The following is a 21932-nucleotide window of genomic DNA, read 5'->3' on the forward strand; positions in this document are numbered from 1 at the left end:
CCAAACTTTTCAACAGGATCGTCGCAAATATTTCACCGACGTCGGACTGAGGGCCGGCGTCGGCCCTTCCGTTCTTCTGCCCTGACCCGCGCCTCCCCGCGGGCCCAGCAAAGATCGGGGGATATCATGTCCAGTTCGAAGTTCCTGTCCGCGCCGTGCGCGGGCGCCGTCGCCGTTCTCGCCTTCGCCGCCCTTGGCGCGGGCCAGGCCCGGGCCGCCGACACCGCCGCCCCGGCCACGCCCGCCGCGGAACCGGCTGACGCCGTCGACGCCGTCGTCATCACCTCGTACGGGAAGAGCCTGCAGGCCGCCGCCGCCCTGAAGCGCTCGGCCGACTACGGCCTGGACGCCGTCAACGCCGAGGACATTGGCAAATTCCCCACCCGTAACGCCGCCGAGGCGCTGCAGCTGGTCACCGGCGTCACCATCGATCGCCAGCGCGGCGCCGGCCTCTATGTCAGCGTCCGGGGCCTGGGCCCGCAGTTCCAGTACACGGAGCTGAACGGCCGCTCGATCGCCGTCAACGACCTGATCGAGAACGGCGGCGCCAAGGGCCGTCAGTTCCGCTTCGAGGTGCTGCCCGCAGAGCTGATCTCGCAGATCGAGGTGGTGAAGACCCCGACCGCCGACATGGATGAAGGCGCCCTGGGCGGCAACATCAACATCAAGACCTTCAAGCCGTTCGACCTGGGCAAGAAGGCCGCCTTCTCGGTGCGCGAGACCTATAGCGACGTGCGCAAGAAGGCCGACCCGTCGGTCTCGGGCCTGGGCAGCTGGACCAACGCCGACAAGACCATCGGCGTGCTGGCCTCGGGCCTCTATGACGAGCGCCACGTGCGCAACGACCGCCTGTACATGGTCGGCTGGAACCTCGATAAGTTCAAATCGGTGCTGGGCTCGGGCCTCTACACGCCCACCCGCACGCGTCCGACCGTCGAGACCGAGCATCGCAAGCTCTATTCGGGCGCCCTCTCGGGTCAGTGGAAGCCCAACGGCGACTTCCAGACGGACGTCGACCTGCTGGTGACCCGGCTGGACGTCGACTACGACGAGTTCGGCCTGGACATCTATCCGGACGACGCCACCTTTGCGACGCCGCAGTTCGTGGCGGGCAGCCAGAAGGTCGTCGGCGACACCGTCGTGGCCGGCACGATCAACAACGTGCGCTGGATGGCCTCGCGCGAGACCAGCCTGAACCGCCACGACCTGACGATCTTCGGGATCAAGCAGGCCTGGACGCCGGGCGCCTGGGCGTTCAACGCCGAGTACGGCTATTCGCGCGCCCGCAGCTACCACCCGGACGGCAAGGCCACGACCCGCGATCGCATCGCGTTCTTTGCGCCGCTGAGCTTCGACTTCTCGCGCGGGTCGACGTCGATCCCGCAGCTGACCACCACCGTCGACTACACCAACCCGGCCAACTTCGTCGGCCAAGCCTTCGACTACACCTGGAAGGACTCGCGCGACAGCGACGAGACGTTCCGCCTGGACGGCTCGCGCGTCTTCTCGGGCTGGTTCACCAAGATCGCGTTCGGCGCCGAACAGCACAACATGAACCGCACCTACCTGCGTCGCGACTGGGTGCTGAACGACATCCTGAACGTGCCGCTGACGACCCTGGGCGCCAGCTTCTACGAGACCATGCCCTATACGGGCTTCCTCAAGGACTTCGCCGGCAACACGCCGCGCACCTGGGTCACCCCGACCAGCGACGCCTACTACAAGAAGATGTACACCTCGGCCGTGGCGGCTCAACCGTGGTCGGCGGCCGACCTGCGCAACTCGTTCATCGTCGACCAGAAGATCCACAGCGCCTATGTGCGCGGCGACTTCAAGTTCGACCTGGGCGGCGTGCCGGTCAGCGGCAATCTGGGCGTCCGCTACGCCGAGACCAAGCAACTGGCCAGCGGCACGCTGACCAGCGGCTCGACGCCCGTGCCGGTGGGCTATCTGAAGGAATACAAGAACTGGCTGCCGAGCCTGAACGTCAAGCTCGACCTGCGTGACGACCTGGTCGGCCGCCTGTCAGCCTCGCGCGTCGTCAACCGTCCCAACGTCACCGACAGCGCCCCGCGCATCAGCGTCAGCCGCGACTCGCCGACGGCCTCGGGCGGCAACCCGGACCTGGATCCGTTCCTGGCCGACCAGTACGACGCCTCGCTGGAGTGGTACCCGGCCCCGACCACGGCCGTGACCGCCGCGGTGTTCATCAAGACGATGGACAACTACATCACCGCCCAGAACACCACGATCCAGGTGCCCGGCCGCGGCGACGTGCTGCTGTCGGCCAGCGTCAACGGCGGCGACGCCGAGGTGCGCGGCTTCGAAGCCGCCTACAACCAGTCGCTGTCGTTCCTGCCCGCCCCCTTCGACGGCTTCGGCGTGCAGGCCTCGGTGACCCTGGTGGACAGCAAGGCGAACTATTTCGCCGGCAACCGCCAAATCAAGGACGACCTCGTGGGCCTGTCCAAGCAGAGCTACAACCTGGTCGGCTACTACGAGAAGGGCCCGATCAGCGCCCGCCTCGGCTGGTTCTGGCGCTCGCGGTATCTGCAGTCGATCGGCAGCACCACCACCGCCCAGTCCTATATCGCCCCCTACGGCTCGCTGGACGGCTCGCTCTCCTACCAGATCACCCCGCAGTACGCGGTGACGCTGGAGGGTTCGAACCTGACTGACGAGGTCCGCTTCACCTACGGCAAGACCAAGGACCAGCCGATGGAGATCTATCACTGGGGCCGCACGGTCTCGCTGACGCTCCGCGGCAAGTTCTGACCCCTCCCCTGAACGCCCTCTTCCCCTAGAGGTCGTCACCTCACGCGGACCGGTCGCATACCGACCGGTCCGCGCCTTTCCTTTCCCACGAGGTCGCCATGCGCCCGCTGCTCCTCGCCGCCGCCCTGTCGGTCGTCGCCTTCGCGTCCCAGGCGGCCGAAGCGCCGAAAATCAACAGCCTGCATTGGCTGGGTTCGCACAACAGCTATCGTCCCGAACTCGATCCGGCCGCTCTCGCGCACCAGCGCCAGGTGATGGGCGAGCGCTCCCGCGGCGTCGAATATGGCCATCCGCCGATCACCACACAGCTGGACCTCGGCCTCCGGCAGCTGGAATTCGATCCCTACGCCGACACCCGCGGCGGTCTCTATGCCGCCCCCTACGCCAAAGACCCGGCCAAGCTCGCGATCATGAATGGGCCCGGCGCCAAGGTGCTGCACGCCCCGGTCGTCGACGCCCGCACCTTGTGCCTGCGCCTGTCCGACTGTTTCGCCGAGGTGGCGGCATGGTCCAAGGCGCACCCTGATCACCAGTTGATTGTAATCTTCGTCAACACCAAGGAAGAGCCGTTCAACACCCCGGCCATTCCGAACCCGCCGCTCTGGACGGAGGCCGACTTCGCCGGCCTTGACGCCGACGCGATCAAGGCGTTCGGCCGGGATCGCATCATCACGCCCGACGACGTTCGCGGGACGCGCGCCACCCTGCGCGAAGGCGTCACCGGCGGCGGTTGGCCGACGGTCGACAGCGCGCGCGGCAAGGTGCTGCTGGTGCTGGACGCAAATCCCCGCATCGAGGAGGCCTACCGCGCCGGTCACCCGTCGCTGAAGGGCCGCGTCCTGTTCGGCCTCTATGCCGAGGACCACGCCGAGGCGGCGGTGTTCAATATCCAGGACCCGCGCCCGGAAGAAACCCGTATCAAGGCCCTGGTCGCCCGAGGCTTCCTGGTCCGTACGCGCAGCGACGCCGACACAAGCGAGGCCCGCAACCACGACCTTGGCCGCCTCAAGTCGGCCGAGCAGTCGGGCGCACAGATCATCAGCACCGACTACTATCCAAGCGCGCCCGATCCGCTGGACCTGAAATTCGTGGTGCGCCCATCGTGGTTCGCGCCAGAAGAGGATCTTACCTCGCCCGCTCGATGACGATCACCGAAGGCCTGGGCGGATGGCCCTCGACAAAGTCCGGCCAGCGGGCCGCCGCCTGTGCGAGCAATGCCGGGCTCCCGGCGGGAGACGCGATCAGGAAAGCTCAGCCAAGAGCCTTCGGGCTTTGCGCAGATCCCGCGTCTCGTACTCGCCTGCAAAGCTGTCGCATATTGAAGCCAAGTCACCCAAGCAGCTCTGCGCCAATCCCGTGCCTTGCGATAGCGACGCCAGGTCGCTCACGGCGCGAAGGGTCCAGGCGACAGAGCCGCTCATCCGCGCCGCCTCCACCGCGGAGGAAAGCAAGTCTCGCGCATGGCTCGCGCGACCGTGCATCTGCTCAGCGGCGGCCTTCAGGCGAAGCAGTTCGGACTTACCCCAGGGCTCGGCGCTCGTGTCAAACACGTGCTGGATGATTTCAGCGGCGTCGCCTGCCTGACCGTTGGCCGCCATCGCATCCGCGATCAGTGTGAAGCGCGCATCGTGCCGGATCTGAACCACTCCTGCGCGCACGCCGTAGAATGCGCTGCGGAGGCGCGCCGGATCGGGCTTCTGTCCGAGATAGGCGGCGATGACAGCGGAATAGGTGTCTGCAACCGGGATCCACGCCGCGATGCCGTGACGATAGATGGCGCTTCGAAGCGTCTCGATGTGCGGCAGCACGGCTTCGTACTCGCCGGTCTGGATAAGGGTCCAGATAACACCCTGCGCCAGGCAGTGGACCAAGGTCAGACCATGCTCGACCTGCTGCGCGTCCACAGCCGCCGTCTCCGCAACGCGGATGGCGTCACGCGAGCGACCGGTCAGCCAGTTGAGCGCCGCCAGCTGCACCTGAACATTGATCTTCTGGTGGATCTGAAAGCTCGGGACTGCTCGCTGGGCCTCTCCCTGCATTTCGCTGAAGAGACGTTGGACGCGCGCGAGAGCGGCGTCGAAATCGCAGGTGCGTATCTCGTACTGCGCGCGAAGTTGTTCCTCCTCCCAAAGGGCGGCGGGCTGGTTAGCCCGCGAAGCAGCCGGTCGCATGGCCATAAGAGCGCCCGCCACATTATTCACGCGGCCGCGCATCAGCTCATAAGTTGCGAACGCGCCGAGGGCGCGACACTCCGCTTGCGGATCTTCTGTTGCGCGCGCCAGCTCGATCGCTTTTTGGAAAAGAGCGCTGGCTTGGTCCGGGTCGGTGGCGAGATAGGTGCTGACCGAAGCCAGTCCGATCACCAATCTAAGCTCAAGCGAGGGCTCACAAGGCCCCAGGCGGCGGAGTTCCGAAAGGGCGAGTTCGCAGTTGGCGCGTATCTCGCCGCTGAGCGAGAGGTCGTGGCACAGCGGCAGCCCCGCGGCCACCAACTGCACTCCCAGCAGCCGATCGGCCGACCGGTGCAAGGTCCAGTCGAGCGCCTTGCGCATGTCGTAGATCAGGTTGGCGTACGCCGCGCGCCAAAGACGCGGCGTCATCGCGGACCGGTCGGCCGCCGCCTGATCCAGCATCTTGAGGACCCAGCGCGCGTGAGCCGAATAGGTCGAAGCCGCCGTTTCGTCACGACGCTCGAGCAGAGCCGCGGCGAATGTACGCGTGCTGTCGAGCAGGCGATAGGCCAATCCGCCCTCTCGGTGCTCCACGGCGACCATTGACTTCGACCTGAGACCGGCGAGCGCGTCGATGATTTCGATCGGCGAAAGCGCGACGCTCGCGGCCAGTTCCAGGACCGCCTCGGTCCCAAACACGTCGGCGAAGACGGAGCACGCTTGCAGCGCCGAGGCTTCCTGCGTCGTCAGCAGGGAGTAGCTCCACTTTAGGGTGTCCAGCAGCGTCCGCTGGCGGCGCGGTTCTACGCCGTGACGCCGCCGCAGGACCAACAGGTTGTCCTTGAGTTCAGCGAGCACCGTGGTTGCGCCTCGTGTGGCGACGCGCGCCGCGACAAGTTCGATCGCCAGCGGCGAACCGTCCACCTCGCGGCATATTTGGACGAGCGTTTGCGCGTCGGCGTCGTGAGGAGAATGGCCGCGTTCCTCATAGGCGCGCCGAACCAAGAGTCGCGGCGCGGCGTAGCTCAACACGGGTTCAATCCTGTCGAACTGGTCGTCGGGGGGGACGGCAAGAGCGGCAAGCCACATCACCCGTTCGGATCGCGTGCGCAGCACCTCGCGACTTGTCGTCAGGATGCGCAGGCGCGCGGTTCGCGCGAGCAGAACCTCGCAGATGTGCGAAACGGCGCTGAGGACATGCTCGCAGGTGTCGAGCACAAGCAGCATCCTTTGCCGCGCCAGGATCGAGCACAAACCTTGAAGGCTAGCGCCGCCAGAGCTCACGCCCAGCGCCGCGGCCACCGCGTCGGCGACAAATTCCTCGTGGGTCACCCGCGAGAGATCGACGAACGCGGCGGATCCGCCAGGCTCCGCCGCTAGGTCGTGCGCGACAGCCCTCACCAGGGTCGTCTTGCCGATCCCGCCGGCGCCCACGACCGAGACGAGGCGGCTCACCTCAAGCAGGCCTTTGACGCGAGCGATCTCGGCTTCGCGTCCGATGATGTCGTGAAGTTGCGGGAGGGGCGTGGCGCCGAGCATGGCGTCCTCAAGCGGACGGCCTTCGCCGACCGGGTCATCGGCGCTAAGCCAATAGCCGCGCCCCACGACCGTCTTGATGAATTCGCCTGCGGGCGCGTGGCGACGCAGCGCGCGGCGGAGGTATGCGACGGTCACCTTCAGATTGGCTTCGTGAACGAAGGTGTCCGGCCAGGCCGCCTGCATCAGGTCCTGCTTGCGAACGAGCTGACCTTGCCGTTCGGCTAGCGCCATAAGGACATCCATCCCACGGCCGCCAATGCGAACCTCCTCCGGTCCGCACAGCAGTTTGCGGTGCAGCTTGTGGAGATGGAAGGGGCCGAACCCGACGATCTGGTCTCGTCCGCCGGCCGCCATCTCGAAGGTCGGATCGTGTCCCAAGCGGCAGGAGCCCTCTTCCGCGCACGATGTCGCCTCAAACTATCACGGTTGCTGGCGCGCCGCAGAGCGGAACGCGTGTCGCCCGCAAAGCCGCCTAGACCGACGAAGGCTCTTTACCCCGTTTAACCCCGGCGCCTCGCGACCTCGGGCTAACCTGACCGACGTCGGTTCCCGAGGAGGCTGCGCTCGCCGGCCCGACGGACGAAAAGCGGAGGGAGCAAGATCATGTCGAAAGGCAATGTGCTGGTCGTTGGCTCGAACGCCACGCGGATTGAAATCCAAGGCGGCGGCACCGGGCCGACCGGCCAATACCTGAACGAACTTGTCGTGCCCGTGATGGCGTTGTTGGCCGCCGGCTACGACATCACCTTCGCGACCCCCGACGGGACCAAGCCGTTCATCGATCCGGTCTCTGATCAGACCGTCCACTTCGACAATGACGAGGCAGCGCACAAGCGGGCGCAGGACTTCTTCGCCAACGATCGGGCCATGAACAGTGTGAAGACGCTGCGAGCCGTGCTCGACGGCGGGCTCGACCAATACGTGGCCTTCTTCACCCCCGGCGGTCAGGCGCCGGTCGTCGATCTCATGCAGGATCCTGAGCTGGGCGAAATCCTGCGCCATTTCCACGCGCACAAGAAGCCCTCCGCCTTCCTCTGTCATGGTCCGATCGCGTCGATCTCGGCGATGCAACACGCCCGCGAGTTCCGGGCCGCCCTCATAGCTGGCGACACCCCCAAGGCGGCTAAGCTCGCCCAAGGCTGGCCGTACGCCGGCTACCGGATGACGGTCTATTCGTCGAGCGAGGAGAAGCCGATCGAGGACAATATCCTGCACGGAAAGCTCTACTTCCACATGCCGGAAGCGCTGACCACGGCGGGCGGCGTCGTGGATGTCGGGCCCGATTTCGCTCCGCACGTGGTTGAGGACCGCGAACTGATCACGGGTCAGAACCCACGCTCCGATCACCAGATCGGCAAGGCGCTGGTCGCCGCGCTCAGCCGTGTCTCCGTCGATGCGTGATCGGGACGGCGCTCCGTCCAACGAGTCGTCCACGTCGCGGAATTGGTCTGGCGCCCAAGGCTGCGCCTAGGAATGGAAAACTCCGATGAAACAACTGCTTGCGGGTGTGTTCATGGCCATCGCCACCATTTCGTCGTCTGGGGCCCAGTCGAGGCCGTCGACCCAACCCGTCTCGATCGTGCTTGTGCATGGCGCCTTCGTGGACGCCTCGGGCTGGAGGGCTGTCTACGACATCCTGACTCATGACGGCTACGAAGTGCTGATCGTCCAGAATCCGACGATCACGCTTGAGGGTGATGTCGCGGCGACCCGGAGGGTCATCGCCGCGGCGACAAAGCCGGTCCTGCTCGTCGGCCATTCCTATGGCGGCGCGGTGATCACCGAAGCCGGGACTGATCCGAAGGTCAGGAGCCTTGCCTATATTGCCGCATTCGCCCCCGACGTTGGCGAGTCGGTGTTCGAGCTCGCGACGCGACCCGCGCCGGAGGGCGGCCCACCGCTGCTCCCGCCAAGCAACGGCTTCATCATCGTCGATCCGGCGAAATTCCCGAGCGCCTTCGCGTCCGATGTCGATCCTGGTCTCACGCGCTTCCTCGCCGCGGCGCAGGTTCCGTGGGGGCTTGGCGCCGTCCAGCCCAAGCTCACGGCAGCCGCCTGGAAAGACAAGCCGGTCAGCTACATGCTGACGACCGAAGACCACATGGTTCCGCCGACCATCCAACGCTTCATGGCTACGCGGGCCAAGGCCAACCTCGTCGAGATCAAGAGCAGTCACGCGGTCATGCTTTCGCATCCCCGCGATGTCGCAGCCTTTGTCGAGACGGCGGCGGCAGGGGTCAAGTAGACCTGGTCTGGGCTACGCCGCCCCGTCGACGCGATCGGAGAACACAGGTCATGCCAGGCAAGGTGAAAACCATCGCTGTGCTCACCGCCCGCTCCGGCAAGGCCGACGCGCTGCGGAAGCTACTGGAACAAATGGTCGAACCGAGCCGCGCCGAGCCGGGTAACCTGCGCTACGACCTGTGGGTCGATCCGGCTCATCCAGGCCGGTTCGTGCTCGATGAACTTTATGTCGATCGCACTGCGGTCGAGGCGCACCATGCCACGCCTCACTTCCAGGATTACCTCGCGCAAATTCCCGCCTTGGCGGAGCGCTCCGTCTGGTCGCTTGATGAGGCGGCCGTCGCCTGACGAGACGGCCGTGCAAGTCCGGTGGGTTGCGCCGTCGGTCTTCTCCGCGCCATTTGCTGGCGTCGACATCCCTCCAAGAACACGACGCTCCCAATCCTGCGCGTCATACGAGGAGGCCGCCCCCGTCGACGTGCAGCACCTGGCCCGTCACATAGGTCTGGCGAGTGAGATAGAGATAGCTTTGAGCGATCTCCTCGACGTCTCCAGGGTGACCCACAGGCAGGCGTGCGGCCTCGGAGGCGTAGAAGGCCGCCCGTGCGTCGTCACCCATACCCGCCCACAGGTCGGTCTTCACCACTCCCGGCGCGACACAGTTCACGCGCAACGGCTTGAGCTCCACGGCCAATGCCCGGGTAAGACCCTCGATGGCTCCGCAGATGCTCGACGCCGCCGCCCAACCCGGGCCAAGGGGGCGAGCGCCCGCTGTTCCTGAGGTGAACACCATGGAGCCGCCCTCTCGAATGGATTTGCGTCCGTACTTCGCGGCGGCGAACGCGCCCCAGTATCGGAGTTCGAAAAATCGGCGGACCTCGGCCAGGTCGGCGTCCAATCCAAGCAGGCGCAGCGGTTCCCCCGCCGTGTAGATCAGGTGGTCGAACTCGCCTAAGCCCTCGAAAAACGCGCGTGTCGCCGCCTCGTTCGACAGGTCGATCGACGAGCCTTTTGCACTCGCCCCCAAGGCGGCGACCGCCGCCTCGACGCGCGTTTGAGAACTTGAGGCGACGACGACAGCAGCGCCCTCCTCGGCCGCCGCCCTAGCGATCGCAAAGCCTATGCCGGACGTGCCACCGAGCACGACCATACGCTGCTTGTTCATTTCCATGCCAACTCCTCCGTCTGCCAAACGTAAAATCCACCTTGCCCGACGGCGATTCCAGCGCATCTTTGTCATCACTATGATGACGGAGAGTCAGCCTTGGTGTTCGATGCGCGTTTGCTCTCAGGGGTTGGCGTCATGGCGGCCGTGGTCGAACATGGGGGCTTCGCCCGTGCGGCGGAGGTTGTCGGCTTGACGCCATCCGGGGTCAGCCGAGCTATCGCGCGCCTCGAGTCGCAGGTAGGAGCTCGGCTGTTCGACCGGCACCCGCGTAAGGTGGCGCTGACGCAGGCCGGTGCGCGCTTTCATGCGGAGGTGGCGCCCCTGCTCGCCGCCATCGGCGAGGCTGCGGAGACGGCGGCGGCCGATTCCGCCCAGGTCCGCGGCCGGTTGAAACTGAGCGTCGATCCGTGGTTCGCGCGTATCGTGCTGGCTCCGCGTCTGCCAGAGCTACTTGCGCGCTATCCCGAACTCTCCTTCGACCTTCGCGTCACCAACGCCTTCGAGGACATGCTCGGCGGCGGTGTCGATATCGCCATACGCTTCGGCCCTCCGCTAGGCGCGGGACTGATCGCCCGCAAACTCCTGGAAACGCGGGTGCTTACCGTGGCGGCTCCAGCCTATTTGGAGAGGCGTCCCCGCCCCCGGGAGCCGGCTGATATCGCAGGGCATCACGCCATCCTGTTTCGAGATCCCCAGTCGCGACGCCCGTTCACGTGGGAGTTCCAACGTGGCGGCAAGGCGGTCGAGGTTTCCGTCACCAGCCGACTTATGCTGGACGATCCTTCCGCAGCGCTGGCGGCCTGCGAAGCAGGATCGGGACTTTTCCAGAGCTTTGAACTTGGACTTGAGTCTTGGCTCGAGGGCGGCCGCCTGGTGACCGTGCTCGACGAATGGGCGGAGGAGCGCTTCCCGCTCTATGCCTATTACGCGTCTCGCCACCATTTGCCGGGCAAGGTGCGCGTCTTCCTGGATTTCCTCAGCGCGACACTGGCGCCAGCGTCCTGCAGGTGACCGAAATCCAACTTGGACCGAGTTTGCGCTTTTCACACTTTACGGCGGCGCTGCGCCAATTTGCTGCCGTTGGCGCCCCTCCGGAACACGAAGTTCAGTGGAGGCGCGTCGTACACTCGGACCGCGCTCAGGCTGGCAGGCTTATGCGCTAGAGGTCGATCTGCTCGACGTGGCCCAAGGGTTGACGGTCGATCGAGCCACGCGGCGCGGCGTTGGGCCGGGGCTGACGGTTTAGCCAGTTCTCCCAAACAGGGAAGTCGCCGCCGCCACAATCGCCTCGCGGGGTTCACGCGGGGTCCAGCCGAGCACGCGCCGCGCCTTGTCGTTCGAGGTCTTCTTGGCGTAGCCGAGGTCGTGAAGGAAAGGACGCATCTCGGCGTTGAAGCGCGCGGCGATGCGCACCACGAAATCGGGGAGTGCGCGAGTGGGGACCTGCCTGGCCGCGTCGCCAAGCGCGGCCCTGATGGTGGCGCCGATCTCCTTCAGACTGAGCGCTCGTCCGTTGGAGAGCAGAAATCGCTCACCGGCCGCGGCCGGGTTGGTCATCGCCATGATATGCGCGCTGGCGACGTCGCGGACATCGACCACGGGTATGAAAAGGTTCGGGACCACAGGCATCGCGCCGTCGAGCATGCGCTGGACGATGTGGTTTGCGCCGGAAACGTCCTTGCCCATCACGGGTCCCATGACCGCGACCGGCAACATCGTGGTCAGTTCCAGACCGCCCCCCTCGGCGGCGATAAAATCCCAGGCCGCGCGTTCGGCGAGGGTCTTGCTCTTGCCGTAAGCATCGACGCCGGGGCCATCCAGAATGGTCCAGTCGGCTTCGGTGAACACATGGCCGTCATGCGGATGTCCCCAGCTGACGGCGTGAAATGCGGAGGTAAGAACGACGCGCTTGACACCCGCCTCGCGCGCGGCGCGCAGCACGCGCAGCGTGCCTTCGCGCGCGGGAACGATCACCGCGTCTTCGCTCGCGACCCTTCCGGGCAGGACCGGCGAGGCGACATGCAGGACGACGTCCATACCGGCGACGGCCTCCGCCCAGCCGTCGTCGCGCAGCAGATCGGCCGCGACGAAGCTCAGCCTGTCGGCATGAACCATGCCCGCGCCTTCGAGGACGCCGCGCACGCCCCCTTCCTTGGCCAGCGACCGGATGGTGGAACGGACGAAATGGCCTTGCTCCAAAAGCTGGAGGATGCAGTGCCCTGCGATAAAACCGGAGCCGCCGGTGACCAGAACGCGCTTCGGAATCATAGTGGAGTTCCTTTTTGACACCGATGCTCGTCAACCCGTTGGCACGCGCCAGGTCGGCCAAAGCAACGCCCCGCCATCCGAGGCTTCCGCTACAAGTGCGCTACCCAGGGCCATAGGGTCTGGCCATTCCGATGCGCCGTCGGTCCAAAGGCCCGCGGCGGTCGGGCGTCACGCGAAGGTCACGTTCGTAAGGCGTAAGGACGTCTCCCAAAGACGGGCGGCGACATTGGCGTCCAGCGCCTGCTCGGGCGGCTTCTCCTCGGTCGGGTAACCGCGTGTTCCACTCAGTCGGTCCGGCCCATAGTAGGCGCCGTCCCGCGCCGCGGGGTCGGTCGCCGCGTACAGGGTGGGCAGCGCGCCCTGCCATGCGGGCTGGAACAGGAAGGGCAGGAAGCGTCGCAACATGGCGGAGGGGCTTGATCGGCCCGCGCCATTGAGGATCAGATCGGTGCGCGTGACGCCCGGATGCGCCCCAATACTCGCGACGCCCCACCCCGCGGCCCCGCTCCGTCGGCTGAGCTCCCGGGCGAACAGGATGCAAGCCAGCTTCGACTGGCTGTAGACCGGAAACGGCTTGTAGTCGCGCTCGGCCTGCAGGTCATCGAAGTCGATCGCACCGCCGCGCGCCGCGATGCTGCCGAGCGTCACGACGCGCGGGCTCCGGCCTTTCTTCAGCAGCGGGAGCAGATGAGCCGTGAGTGCGAAGTGGCCGAGATAGTTTGTGCCGAATTGAAGCTCGAAGCCGTCGCGGGTTTGTCGACGTTGCGGCGGGGTCATCACCCCAGCATTGTTGATCAGAAGGTCGAGCTGATCCTGCTCCCCCGAGAGCTTCTCGGCGAAAGCGGCGATCGAGGCGAGATCCGCGAGATCCACTTGACCAAACCGCACCGTCGCTCCCGGAACGGTCTCCCTGATGGCCGCGACGGCCTTGGCGCCCTTCTCCGGATTGCGCCCTGCGATCACGACGCTGGCGCCGGCGCGGGCCAAGGCCAACGCGTCCTCATAGCCCAGTCCGCCCGTACCAGTAACGACGACCAGGCGGCCCTTCTGCGACGGGATTTTCTTCGTCGTCCACTTCGTCATGCCGGTCAGGGCCTCCGCAGGAGTTTGGCTGACGTCGAGCCTGTCGCGCCGCGACGAGCCCGCATCTCATCTTCCGGCCGAGATGCCTTCGGCGCGGCGATTTCGCCATGCCGGAACCCTCAAAAAACCTGCCCAATCCTCCGCCCAGACAACAAGCTCGGTCGCGAGCACCGACGCCGGCATCGGCGGAGGCGGGAAGCCTCACACGACCGCAACCAACTGTTCCGCCCCGATCCGAGGCTCACGCGGTTGCGCGGCGCCCGCATCAACCCCAGACGGGCGCGGAAGTAGGAGGGGGCCTAGTGAGCCTTATTGTCGGAGCGATCCCCTCGACCAGGGCGGCTACGCGGTCTGCGGCCTGCGACCGACATATTCACTGTAGAGGCGCTGCTGGTTCATGACGTCACGCTTCGGGGCGACGCCAAACGTCCGGGAATACTCCCGGCTGAACTGAGACGCGCTTTCGTAGCCGACCTGATAGGCGGCGTCGGCCACGTTCACATCCTCCATCACCATCAGGCGTCGCGCCTCGAGCAGGCGCAACTGCTTCTGGAACTGCAGCGGCGTCATGGAGGTCATGGCCTTGAAGTGCTGATGGAAGGACGAAAGGCTCATTCGCGCCACTTGCGCCAATTCCTCCATGCGCAGCGTCCGGGCGATATCCTCATGCATGAGGTGGAGGGCTTTTGCGACCCGGGCGGCGTTCGACTCAGGCTCGGCCAGCTTGCAGAGTTCGCCGCCATTCGGGCCGCTCAGAAGCCAGTAGCAGATCTCGCGCATGATGGACGGAAAGAGGATCGGGATCGCCTTTGGCGTCTCGCACATCCGCAGCAGGCGAAGGACGCACTCGGCCAAAGGCTCATCGACCCGGCGCACGAACAGGCAAGGCCCGGATGTGACAGGCGGCGCCGGCGGGGTATCGAGCTGCTCTAGCACGTCGCGGATCATCGCCACGTCGAGCTCGAGGTTCACACCGATATAGGGCGCGTCGGGACTTGCCTCGATGATGCACCCTGTCGCCGGCAGCGTCATGCCGACCGCCAGACACTCCATCGTCCCGTAACGCAGGGTCTCCTCACCCAAGGTGATTTCCTTGGCGCCCTGGAGCACAACACAGAGCGAAGGCTTGTAGACCTGCCGCATCCGCATTCGCGCCTTGAACGAGCTGACGATGTTGAAGCTGTCGATGGGGGTCGGGAAAACACCCTGACCACCGCCTTGGCCCGCGATATGGGCGTTGACCGCCTCAAACAGCGATAACGGCATGCGGACCTCCGGCGGGTTCCGAGGCCAGCGCAACACGCGGCCCTCCGCCGTCTTATCCCCCGTCGCAGGATTAGGCAAGTTTTTTGAGACTTCCGGCATTCTGATCATCAGGCGCTCCATCTAGCTTGAAGATGCGAACAAGCGAGGAGTGCGTCGAACATGACAGAAGCTGCCGCGCAGTCAACGGATATTCGAATAATACTACCAGTTACTTCAAAACAATGCAGCAATGAGTATGTGCAAGGCTGGCGCATATTCGTGATACTTATCACGCTCCTTCTCATAAACGCATTTTCACAAATCGACAGAATACTTCCATTCATTTTGTCAGAGGCGATAAAATCCGACTTAGGTCTGAGCGACACCGAAATGGGCCTGCTCACCGGCCTCGCCTTCGCGGTGTGCTATTCGCTGCTGTCCTTGCCTCTGGCTCGGGCCTCGGATCGAGGATCGCCTCGCTTCGTCCTGGTTTCGTGCATCCTGCTCTGGAGCGCGATGACGGCGCTCGGCGGCCTCGCGGCCAGCTTTCTCTTGCTGGGGCTCACGCGTTTCGGCGTCGCGTTTGGAGAGGCCGGCGCGGTGCCCGCCGGCCATGCGCTGATCGCCCGCAGAATCCCTCCCGAGCACCGCGGCCTGGCGATCGGCCTTTTCGCCATGGGCATCCCGCTCGGCACCATGGTCGGCTTCGCCGCCGGCGGAGCGATCGGCGAGACGGTCGGGTGGCGCACCGCCCTGGTCGGCGCCGGGGCCATCGGTGGGCTGATCGCTTTGTTGACCCTTCTCGCCGCCGGCCCAACCCCGACGCTCCGGCGCGCGGCCGCCGACGGTGAACCTTTCCTGCGATCCAGTCGGCGGTTGCTGGCGTCCCCGGCATTCCGCTGGCTGTTTATCGGCGCGATCTTCCTCGGCTTCGCCGCGGCGCCCTTCTACGCTTTCTCCGCGCCGTTCCTCATCCGCACGCACGGTTTCAGCACGAGCCAGGTGGGGCTGGCCTTTGGTCTCCTGCAGGGCCTGATGGGGATCGTCGGCACCCTTCTGGGCGGACGCTGGTTCGACCGCGCGGTCGGTTCGGGGACCGGGAGAGTGCTCGGCCCGCCAGCCGTTCTCTTCCTGATCGCCAGCATGACCACGAGCGCGGCTTTGTTCGCCCCGGTCGGGTGGCTGTCGATAGCCCTGCTAGTACCCGGGATGCTGTCCTTCTCGTTCATGCTGCCATGGGCGTTTGGCGCGGCGCATCTCGTGGCCGGCGAGGGCAAGCAAGCACAGGCGTCAAGCCTCGTGATGATCGGCTCCGGCCTCCTTGGGCCAGCACTCGCCCCCTTGATCGTCGGGATGGTCAGCGACGCGGTGACCGCTGCGCAGGGATCCAATGGCCTTGGCTTCGGACTGCTGATCGTCCCGATCGCGAGCGTCCTGACCGGCGTCACCCTGCTGATCGCGAACCGGCGCATCGCCCCTTTGCTGGCGCGACGGTGACTTTCGCCGCCTCTGATCCGCCCACGACGAGACCTTGCCCGCCGACCTAGAGGCGCGGCCGCACCCATCGCAAGCAAACGACCCATATCGAGAAAGGAACCATCGGAATGTCCGATGCCGATACCTCACGCCGCACGTTCATGACTCTCGCGGCCGCCGCTCCTGCGGCGTTCGCCACGGGAAGCGCGGCTTCGGCCCAGACGGCCCCGTTCGGACCGACCGCTCTTCCCGGCGTCGGCAGGGCGGCTGTCATCACCGGCTCCTCGCGCGGCATCGGCGCCGCCACCGCCAAGCGCCTGGCGCGCGATGGCTTTGCGGTGACCGTGAACTACCTCACCAACCGCGATCTCGCCGACCGTGTCGTGGCCGACATCAAGGCGGCTGGGGGCCGCGCCATCGTTCGCCAGGCCGATGTCGCCGATCCCGCGGCGGTCAAGGCTCTGTTCGACGCCCATGACCAGGCGTTCGGTGGCGTTGACGTGGTGGTCAACAACGCTGGGATCATGAACGTCGGCCCCTTCGCCCAGATGACGGACGCGGCCTTCGATCGCATGATGGCCACCAATGTCAAAGGCAGCTTCAACGTGCTGCGCGAGGCGGCGCGACGTACACGTGACGGCGGCCGGATCATCAGCCTGTCCTCGAGCATCATCAAGACGCCGCCCCCGGCCACGGGCGCGTACGCCGCCACCAAGAGCGCCCAGATGCTCTTTTCCAGCGTCCTGGCCAAGGAACTGGCCGGTCGCAACATCTCGGTTAACGCCGTGGCGCCTGGCGCCGTCGACACGCAGCTTCTCCGCCAGCACGGCGAAGCGGCGCTCCGCGGCATTCCCGAACAAACACCCCTTGGTCGCCTGGGCTTGCCGGAAGACATCGCCGGCGTCATCGCGCTTCTCTGCTCGCGGGACGGCGCCTGGATCGACGCTCAAACCGTATTCGCGAACGGCGGATTGGGGTGAGGGATAACGGCCAGCCTGCCGACGGCGCCGAGGCGCCGCGCGCCCCTGTCTGAAATCGGATCAGGGAATCCTCCTCCCCCTTCCCTCCCCGATTTCAGAGGGAGATCACCGGCCCCCACCCCGGGCGATCTCCAAGGCCACCGAAGGCGCGCCGCGCGAGACGAACGCCTTCGGTGGCCCCATCCCCTGTCCCGAAAGGAACCACTATGCGTGTATTTCGCCCGACCATGTTCGCCTGCGCGTTCGCCGCCTTGAACGTCTGCGCCGCCCAGGCGCAGGAGATCGAGGCAAGCACATCGGCGCACGGCGTCGTCGCGATCGGGGCGGGCGTCGCTCCCGAGTTTGACGGATCAATGGACGCGCGAGTCCTTCCCGCCGTGCTCGCCGACATTCGCTGGCGCGGCGTCAACTTCCAGGTCGGCGGACAAGGCCTTCGCGCCGACATCGCCTCGGGTTCGCGCCTCGGGTTCGGTCCGGTCATCGGCGTGCGGCTTCCGCGCAACGACGCCGACGGACGCGTCGGCTTGCTGCCGGAGATCGATACGGCGATCGAGGCTGGCGCGTTCGTCGGATACCGGTTCGGCGGAAACGAAAGAGGACAAGGCTCCCTGGAGACGGAACTCTCCGTTGTCCACGATGTCTCGGGCGCGCACGACGGTCTGCTCGCGACGGCGCGCGCCAGCTACGCCGCGATCCGCAGCGACACATTTTCGTTGTCGCTGGACGCGCGGACGACCTGGGTGAACCAGGACTACGCGCGCACCTATTTCGGCGTCACCCCCGCCGAGGCCGCCACCAGCGGGCTGGCGGCCTACCGCCCAGGTTCCGGGATCCGAGATGTCGGCGTGAGCCTGACGGCGGGATACTGGTTCAGCCCCAGGTTCGGCGTCATGGGCGCGCTTGGCGCAAATTACCTCGTCGGCGATTTCGCCGACAGCCCGATCACCGCAGAAGGACGTCGCTGGCAGCCTACCGGCGCTCTCACGGTCGCCTACCGCTTCTGAGACCGCCAGTCCAAAGGTCCTCAAGACTACGACGCCAAAGCTGTGCTCCCATTCCCCATCACATTGGGCCGCTTAACACTCTGCGAGCCAGTCATCCGTCCATAGGGAAGTTCACGCGCCGCAGGCGGCCTCGTAAACGCCGGCAAGGCTTCGCATATGCGCCACGCCTGGTGAGCGTCGACAACGACCATCATCATCGCGTGGTCGCCTCCACCAGATCGAGGCGCGCCCGGAGCGGATCGGCTTCCGCCTTCGGCCCTTGCGCGGCGAAGTCCAGGATCTGGTCGGTGGCGGCCTCGTAGCGCGGCCAAGCCGGCTGGCCCGAGGCGCTGGGGACGCCGCTCTTGGCGAACCCAACCCAATAGGCGTGGGCCGCTTTGGCCGCGGCCGCGTCGGCCTGGGTCAGCGCCGCGCCATAGCGGGCGTCGACCGTGTCGAACACAAAGGGGATCTCGGTGGCGTGCGGCGCGCCCCACCACTGGCTCCTCATGCTCTCGGCCACGTACGAGAAGCGGAACTGATAGACGGGCGCGCCCTGCTCCGCCATCACGCGCGCCACCGCGCGAGCAGGCTCGATGAACATGCGATCGCCGGCGGCGGCCCAGCCATAGACCTTGATGTCGCCATCGCTCTTGGGATCGTACAGCGCCTCGGCCTCGGCCCGGCGCGGGCCAAATGGCGCGAAGACCTGGTCGCGACTTCCGCCGAAGAAGAAGCCGTCGGCGCTGGTCGCCCCGACCATCACCGGCATCTTCGTCCAGGCTCCGGCCCTGTAGGCCGCCAGCGGCTCCCGGGTCATGATCTTGCCGTCCAGCATCGGCCCGCCGCCCCAGGTTGGGGTATTCGAGGTCGCCATGTTGAGGCCGTCGACCACCGTCTCGGCCGGCAAGGCCCGAAGCGCGTCCAGCGCCGCGGCGTCGGTCCCGGAGACGCCCGCCTTGGCCGCGAAGGCCAGGCCCGACGCCTCGGCCGAGCGCTGCCCCGCCGGCGCGGTCAGCGGCAAGGTCGGAAGCAGGCGCGGGCGTCCACCGCCAGACTGGATGATGGCCTTTTGGAACAGGCCCTTGGCTTGGGGCGCGGTCAGCAGGGCGTGAACCGACATGCCACCGGCCGACTCGCCGAAGACCGTGATGTTGTTGGGATCGCCTCCGAAGACGGCGATATTGTCGCGCACCCATGTCAGGGCGGCGATCTGATCCATCAGACCGTAGTTGCCGAGCATCCCGCCATCGGCTCCCGCCGCCGTCAGGGCCGGGTGGGCGAAGAAGCCGAAACGGCCGACACGGTAGTTGAAGCTGACCAGCACCACCCCGTCGCGGGCGAAGCGGTCGCCGCTGTAGACGGCCGGCGAGCTGCCGCCATTGACGAAGCCGCCGCCATAGATCCAGACCATCACCGGTCGCTTGATCTTGTCCTTAAGCGCCGCCTCGGGCGTCCAGACATTGGCGTAGAGGCAGTCCTCAGCCGGCTTCACGCCCAGCGGCGCGGCGTCGCCGGGGAACGGATTCTGCATGCAGTCGGCGCCGTAGGCCTTGGCGTCTCGCGGCGCGGTCCAGACCTTGGGCGGCTGGGGTGCGCGCCAGCGCAGCGGGCCGACCGGCGGCGCCGCGAACGGCAAGCCCTTGAAGGCGGCGACGCCCGAAGAAGTTTCCCCGACGACGGGACCGAAGGTGGTGGTCGCGGTCGGGTCGGCCGCCAGGGCCTGCCCGGCGTGGAGCGCCGCCAGGATCGCGGCGGTGGCGATGGTGCGGATGATCATCTGTATCCTCCCGTTACGGCTTCAGCGTCCGCGCCTTGACCTTGGCCGCGCCCCGCAAGGCTAGGTCGGCCGAGGAGGCGCCCACGGCGACCTGATAGTCGCCGCCCGTCAAGCTCCAGCGGTTGGCCTTTGCGTCAAAGCTGGCCAGCACGCGGGGGTCGGCGGTCAGCGTAACGCGGCGCGTCTCGCCGGGCGCCAGCGTGATCTTGTCGAAGCCGATCAGACGCTGGAGCGTCTTGCCCGAGACGCCCGTCAGATAGACTTGCGGAGCGTCCTTGCCGGCCCGCTGGCCGACATTGGCGACGTCGAAGCTGACCGTCAGCGTGTCGCCGCCGGTCACTTTCAGGTTCGAATAGGCGAACTTCGTATAGGACAGGCCATGGCCAAACGGGAACAGCGGCTTGTGGCCGGTCGTGGCGAAGCGGCGGTAGCCGACGTCCGCGCCCTCGGAATAGACGACATCGAACCGGGTTTTGTCCGGAACGGTCAGGCCCGGCAGTTGCGCGCGCGGATACTGGTCGATCGAGGCGGGGAAGGTCATCGGCAGGCGGCCCGACGGATTGACCGTCCCCAGCAGCAAGTCGGTGATCGCCTCGCCGCCCTTCGCGCCCGAGTACCAGGCCTCGACCACCGCGCCGGCCTGGTCGAGCCAGGGCATCGACACCGGACCGCCGGTCTGCAGCACGACGATCGCGTTCGGATTGGCGGCGGTGACAGCGGCGATCAGAGCGTCCTGGCCGTCGGGCAGCGACAGGTCGGGCGCGTCCTCGCCCTCGCCCATCCACTGGTTGCCAAACACCATGACCACGTCGGCGGCCTTGGCGGCCGCGACGGCGGAGGCGACATAGCGGCCATCGTCGAAGGTCACCTTGGCCTCCGGCAGGGCCTTGCGCAGCGCCGCCAACGGCGAGGAGCCGTTGAAGTACTGGCTGCGGAACGGGCCCATCATCCCCTCCCCGCCCAGGGGCACAACGCGCTTGGCGCCGCCAGGCGGCACGACCTGGGACGAGCCGCCGCCCGACAGGACGCCGGCGTCGGCGTGACCGCCGATCACGGCGATGGTCTTGGCGGTCTTGGCCAGCGGCAGCAGGCCATCGCGGTTCTTCAGCAGCACGATCCCCTCGGCCGCCGCGGCCTGGGCGACGGCGGCGCCGGCTTCGTAGTCCACCGCGCCGCCCGGCTCGACCGGCTTGTCGAACAGGCCCGCGGCGAACATCGAGCGCAGGATCCGACGACTGGCGTCCGACAAGCGCGCGGCCGGAACCTCGCCCTTCTCGACGGCGGCCTTCAGCGGCGCGCCAAACCAGACCTTGGCGTCCAGCTGTTCGCCCGACTGCTGGTCCAGGCCTTTGAGGATGTAGTCGGTGGCGTGGACCGCGCCCCAGTCCGACATCACCCAGCCCTTGTAGCCCCAATCGCGCTTGAGGACGTCGTTGAGCAGGTGGTTGTTGCCGCAGCTGTAGTCGCCGTTGACCAGGTTATAGGCGCACATCACCGAGCCCGGCCGCCCCTTCTCGATGGCGATCTGGAAGGCCAGCAGGTCGCTCTCGCGATGGGCCGCCTCGTCGATCACCGAGTTGGCGAAGTGCCGCTTGGTCTCCTGGCCGTTCAGCGAGAAGTGCTTAACCGTCGAGACGATCCCCTGGTCCTGCACGCCCTTGATCGCCGCGCCGGCCAGGCTGCCCGCCAGCCAGGGATCCTCGCCGAGATATTCGAAATTGCGGCCGTTGCGCGGATCGCGGGCCAGGTTCACGCCGCCGGCCAGTTGGACGTTGAAGCCCTTGGCCCGCGCCTCGCGGCCAACCACCGCCCCACCGTCATAGGCGAGCTTGGTGTTGAAGGTCGACGCCAGCGACAGGCCCGACGGCAGCGCCGTGGCCCCGTCACCTTGGCGCACGCCCAGTGGGTTCGTCACGCCCAGGCTGGCGTCGCTCTCGTTGACCGCCGGCACGCCCAGCCGAGGGATGCCAGGGATATAGCCGGCCGAGCCGATCGCGCCCTCGGGCTTCTTGATGCCGAAGATCGGCATCGACATCGGCCCGTGCAGCAGGCCGATGCGCTCGTCCAGCGTCATCTCTTTTTCCAGCAGGGCGGCCCGTTCGTCCGGTGACAACTTGGCGTTCATCCAGGGCCGCGACGCCTGGGCGTGGCCGGCGGAGGCGACAGCGAGCACCGCGAGGCTGGCGGCGGCGGTCAGGGAGCGGTTCATGGCGGTCGTCC

The 21932-nt window shown here is 66.6% G+C and carries 16 protein-coding genes; 9 read left to right on the forward strand and 7 right to left on the reverse strand.

Annotated elements, in window-relative coordinates; all coding sequences use genetic code 11:
- Positions 1-126: 126 nt before the first annotated feature.
- Both CSEG_RS12175 and CSEG_RS12180 read left to right on the forward strand, forming a co-directional pair.
- The gene (locus CSEG_RS12175; RefSeq protein ID WP_013079534.1) at positions 127-2775 is read left to right on the forward strand and encodes a TonB-dependent receptor; all 2649 of its coding nucleotides are present in this window, start codon (positions 127-129) and stop codon (positions 2773-2775) included.
- Positions 2776-2873: 98 nt separating this feature from the next.
- Positions 2874-3920, forward strand: a complete 1047-nt coding sequence (locus tag CSEG_RS12180; protein WP_013079535.1) for a phosphatidylinositol-specific phospholipase C domain-containing protein — start codon at positions 2874-2876, stop codon at positions 3918-3920.
- A gap of 96 nt (positions 3921-4016) precedes the next feature.
- Here CSEG_RS12180 and CSEG_RS12185 read toward each other — a convergent pair whose 3' ends face one another.
- A complete protein-coding gene (locus CSEG_RS12185) occupies positions 4017-6863 on the reverse strand; it encodes an ATP-binding protein (protein WP_013079536.1) in 2847 nt (948 codons plus the stop codon).
- A 225-nt stretch (positions 6864-7088) separates the two neighbouring features.
- On the opposite strand from CSEG_RS12185, the gene CSEG_RS12190 reads away from it, so the two are divergent.
- The 3 genes from CSEG_RS12190 (at position 7089) to CSEG_RS12200 (ending at position 9077) form a co-directional block, all read left to right on the forward strand.
- Positions 7089-7886: a type 1 glutamine amidotransferase domain-containing protein gene (locus CSEG_RS12190; protein ID WP_013079537.1), complete on the forward strand. Its 798-nt coding sequence runs from the start codon at positions 7089-7091 to the stop codon at positions 7884-7886.
- 112 nt (positions 7887-7998) lie between these two features.
- Entirely contained in the window at positions 7999-8730 is a 732-nt protein-coding gene (locus CSEG_RS12195; RefSeq protein WP_041538609.1) for an alpha/beta hydrolase, read from the forward strand.
- Between the two features lie 50 nt (positions 8731-8780).
- Positions 8781-9077 (forward strand): putative quinol monooxygenase, encoded by a 297-nt coding sequence (locus CSEG_RS12200; protein WP_013079539.1) that lies wholly within the window; start codon positions 8781-8783, stop codon positions 9075-9077.
- Between the two features lie 103 nt (positions 9078-9180).
- On the opposite strand, the gene CSEG_RS12205 is transcribed toward CSEG_RS12200, so the two are convergent.
- Positions 9181-9900: an SDR family oxidoreductase gene (locus tag CSEG_RS12205; protein ID WP_013079540.1), complete on the reverse strand. Its 720-nt coding sequence runs from the start codon at positions 9898-9900 to the stop codon at positions 9181-9183.
- A 96-nt stretch (positions 9901-9996) separates the two neighbouring features.
- On the opposite strand from CSEG_RS12205, the gene CSEG_RS12210 reads away from it, so the two are divergent.
- Entirely contained in the window at positions 9997-10908 is a 912-nt protein-coding gene (locus tag CSEG_RS12210) for a LysR family transcriptional regulator (protein ID WP_053463817.1), read from the forward strand.
- A gap of 231 nt (positions 10909-11139) precedes the next feature.
- Here the strand turns inward: CSEG_RS12210 and CSEG_RS12215 are convergent, their stop codons facing one another.
- The 3 genes from CSEG_RS12215 to CSEG_RS12225 all read right to left on the reverse strand — a co-directional run bounded on the left by CSEG_RS12215 (position 11140) and on the right by CSEG_RS12225 (position 14622).
- Positions 11140-12165, reverse strand: a complete 1026-nt coding sequence (locus tag CSEG_RS12215) for an SDR family oxidoreductase (protein WP_013079542.1) — start codon at positions 12163-12165, stop codon at positions 11140-11142.
- A 168-nt stretch (positions 12166-12333) separates the two neighbouring features.
- The gene (locus CSEG_RS12220) at positions 12334-13248 is read right to left on the reverse strand and encodes an SDR family oxidoreductase (protein WP_013079543.1); all 915 of its coding nucleotides are present in this window, start codon (positions 13246-13248) and stop codon (positions 12334-12336) included.
- Positions 13249-13590: 342 nt separating this feature from the next.
- Positions 13591-14622 carry an AraC family transcriptional regulator gene (locus tag CSEG_RS12225; protein ID WP_208854784.1) on the reverse strand — a complete coding sequence of 344 codons (1032 nt, stop codon included), beginning with the start codon at positions 14620-14622 and terminating at the stop codon, positions 13591-13593.
- Between the two features lie 51 nt (positions 14623-14673).
- On the opposite strand from CSEG_RS12225, the gene CSEG_RS12230 reads away from it, so the two are divergent.
- The 3 genes from CSEG_RS12230 to CSEG_RS12240 all read left to right on the forward strand — a co-directional run bounded on the left by CSEG_RS12230 (position 14674) and on the right by CSEG_RS12240 (position 17953).
- Positions 14674-15990 carry an MFS transporter gene (locus tag CSEG_RS12230; RefSeq protein ID WP_013079545.1) on the forward strand — a complete coding sequence of 439 codons (1317 nt, stop codon included), beginning with the start codon at positions 14674-14676 and terminating at the stop codon, positions 15988-15990.
- Positions 15991-16097: 107 nt separating this feature from the next.
- Complete coding sequence (locus CSEG_RS12235) at positions 16098-16949, forward strand: SDR family oxidoreductase (RefSeq protein WP_013079546.1); 852 nt, start codon at positions 16098-16100, stop codon at positions 16947-16949.
- Positions 16950-17155: 206 nt separating this feature from the next.
- On the forward strand, positions 17156-17953 hold the full coding sequence (locus CSEG_RS12240) for a MipA/OmpV family protein (protein WP_013079547.1): 798 nt from the start codon (positions 17156-17158) through the stop codon (positions 17951-17953).
- A gap of 193 nt (positions 17954-18146) precedes the next feature.
- Here the strand turns inward: CSEG_RS12240 and CSEG_RS12245 are convergent, their stop codons facing one another.
- Both CSEG_RS12245 and CSEG_RS12250 read right to left on the reverse strand, forming a co-directional pair.
- Positions 18147-19712, reverse strand: coding sequence for a carboxylesterase/lipase family protein (locus CSEG_RS12245; RefSeq protein ID WP_013079548.1), 1566 nt, complete (start codon positions 19710-19712; stop codon positions 18147-18149).
- 13 nt (positions 19713-19725) lie between these two features.
- Positions 19726-21921 carry a beta-glucosidase family protein gene (locus CSEG_RS12250; protein WP_013079549.1) on the reverse strand — a complete coding sequence of 732 codons (2196 nt, stop codon included), beginning with the start codon at positions 21919-21921 and terminating at the stop codon, positions 19726-19728.
- Positions 21922-21932 lie beyond the last annotated feature (11 nt).

It is taken from the genome of Caulobacter segnis ATCC 21756, from assembly GCF_000092285.1.
In the GTDB taxonomy this organism is placed as follows: Bacteria; Pseudomonadota; Alphaproteobacteria; order Caulobacterales; family Caulobacteraceae; genus Caulobacter; species Caulobacter segnis.

Excerpts from the sequence above, each read along its gene's own strand:
- CSEG_RS12190 (WP_013079537.1), top strand. The coding sequence starts at position 7,089 with ATGTCGAAAGGCAATGTGCTGGTCGTTGGCTCGAACGCCACGCGGATT.
- CSEG_RS12180 (WP_013079535.1), top strand. The coding sequence starts at position 2,874 with ATGCGCCCGCTGCTCCTCGCCGCCGCCCTGTCGGTCGTCGCCTTCGCG.
- CSEG_RS12215 (WP_013079542.1), bottom strand. The coding sequence starts at position 12,165 with ATGATTCCGAAGCGCGTTCTGGTCACCGGCGGCTCCGGTTTTATCGCA.
- CSEG_RS12195 (WP_041538609.1), top strand. The coding sequence starts at position 7,999 with ATGGCCATCGCCACCATTTCGTCGTCTGGGGCCCAGTCGAGGCCGTCG.
- CSEG_RS12235 (WP_013079546.1), top strand. The coding sequence starts at position 16,098 with ATGTCCGATGCCGATACCTCACGCCGCACGTTCATGACTCTCGCGGCC.
- CSEG_RS12205 (WP_013079540.1), bottom strand. The coding sequence starts at position 9,900 with ATGGAAATGAACAAGCAGCGTATGGTCGTGCTCGGTGGCACGTCCGGC.
- CSEG_RS12175 (WP_013079534.1), top strand. The coding sequence starts at position 127 with ATGTCCAGTTCGAAGTTCCTGTCCGCGCCGTGCGCGGGCGCCGTCGCC.
- CSEG_RS12245 (WP_013079548.1), bottom strand. The coding sequence starts at position 19,712 with ATGATCATCCGCACCATCGCCACCGCCGCGATCCTGGCGGCGCTCCAC.
- CSEG_RS12230 (WP_013079545.1), top strand. The coding sequence starts at position 14,674 with ATGACAGAAGCTGCCGCGCAGTCAACGGATATTCGAATAATACTACCA.
- CSEG_RS12240 (WP_013079547.1), top strand. The coding sequence starts at position 17,156 with ATGCGTGTATTTCGCCCGACCATGTTCGCCTGCGCGTTCGCCGCCTTG.
- CSEG_RS12200 (WP_013079539.1), top strand. The coding sequence starts at position 8,781 with ATGCCAGGCAAGGTGAAAACCATCGCTGTGCTCACCGCCCGCTCCGGC.
- CSEG_RS12250 (WP_013079549.1), bottom strand. The coding sequence starts at position 21,921 with ATGAACCGCTCCCTGACCGCCGCCGCCAGCCTCGCGGTGCTCGCTGTC.
- CSEG_RS12220 (WP_013079543.1), bottom strand. The coding sequence starts at position 13,248 with ATGACGAAGTGGACGACGAAGAAAATCCCGTCGCAGAAGGGCCGCCTG.
- CSEG_RS12225 (WP_208854784.1), bottom strand. The coding sequence starts at position 14,622 with ATGATCAGAATGCCGGAAGTCTCAAAAAACTTGCCTAATCCTGCGACG.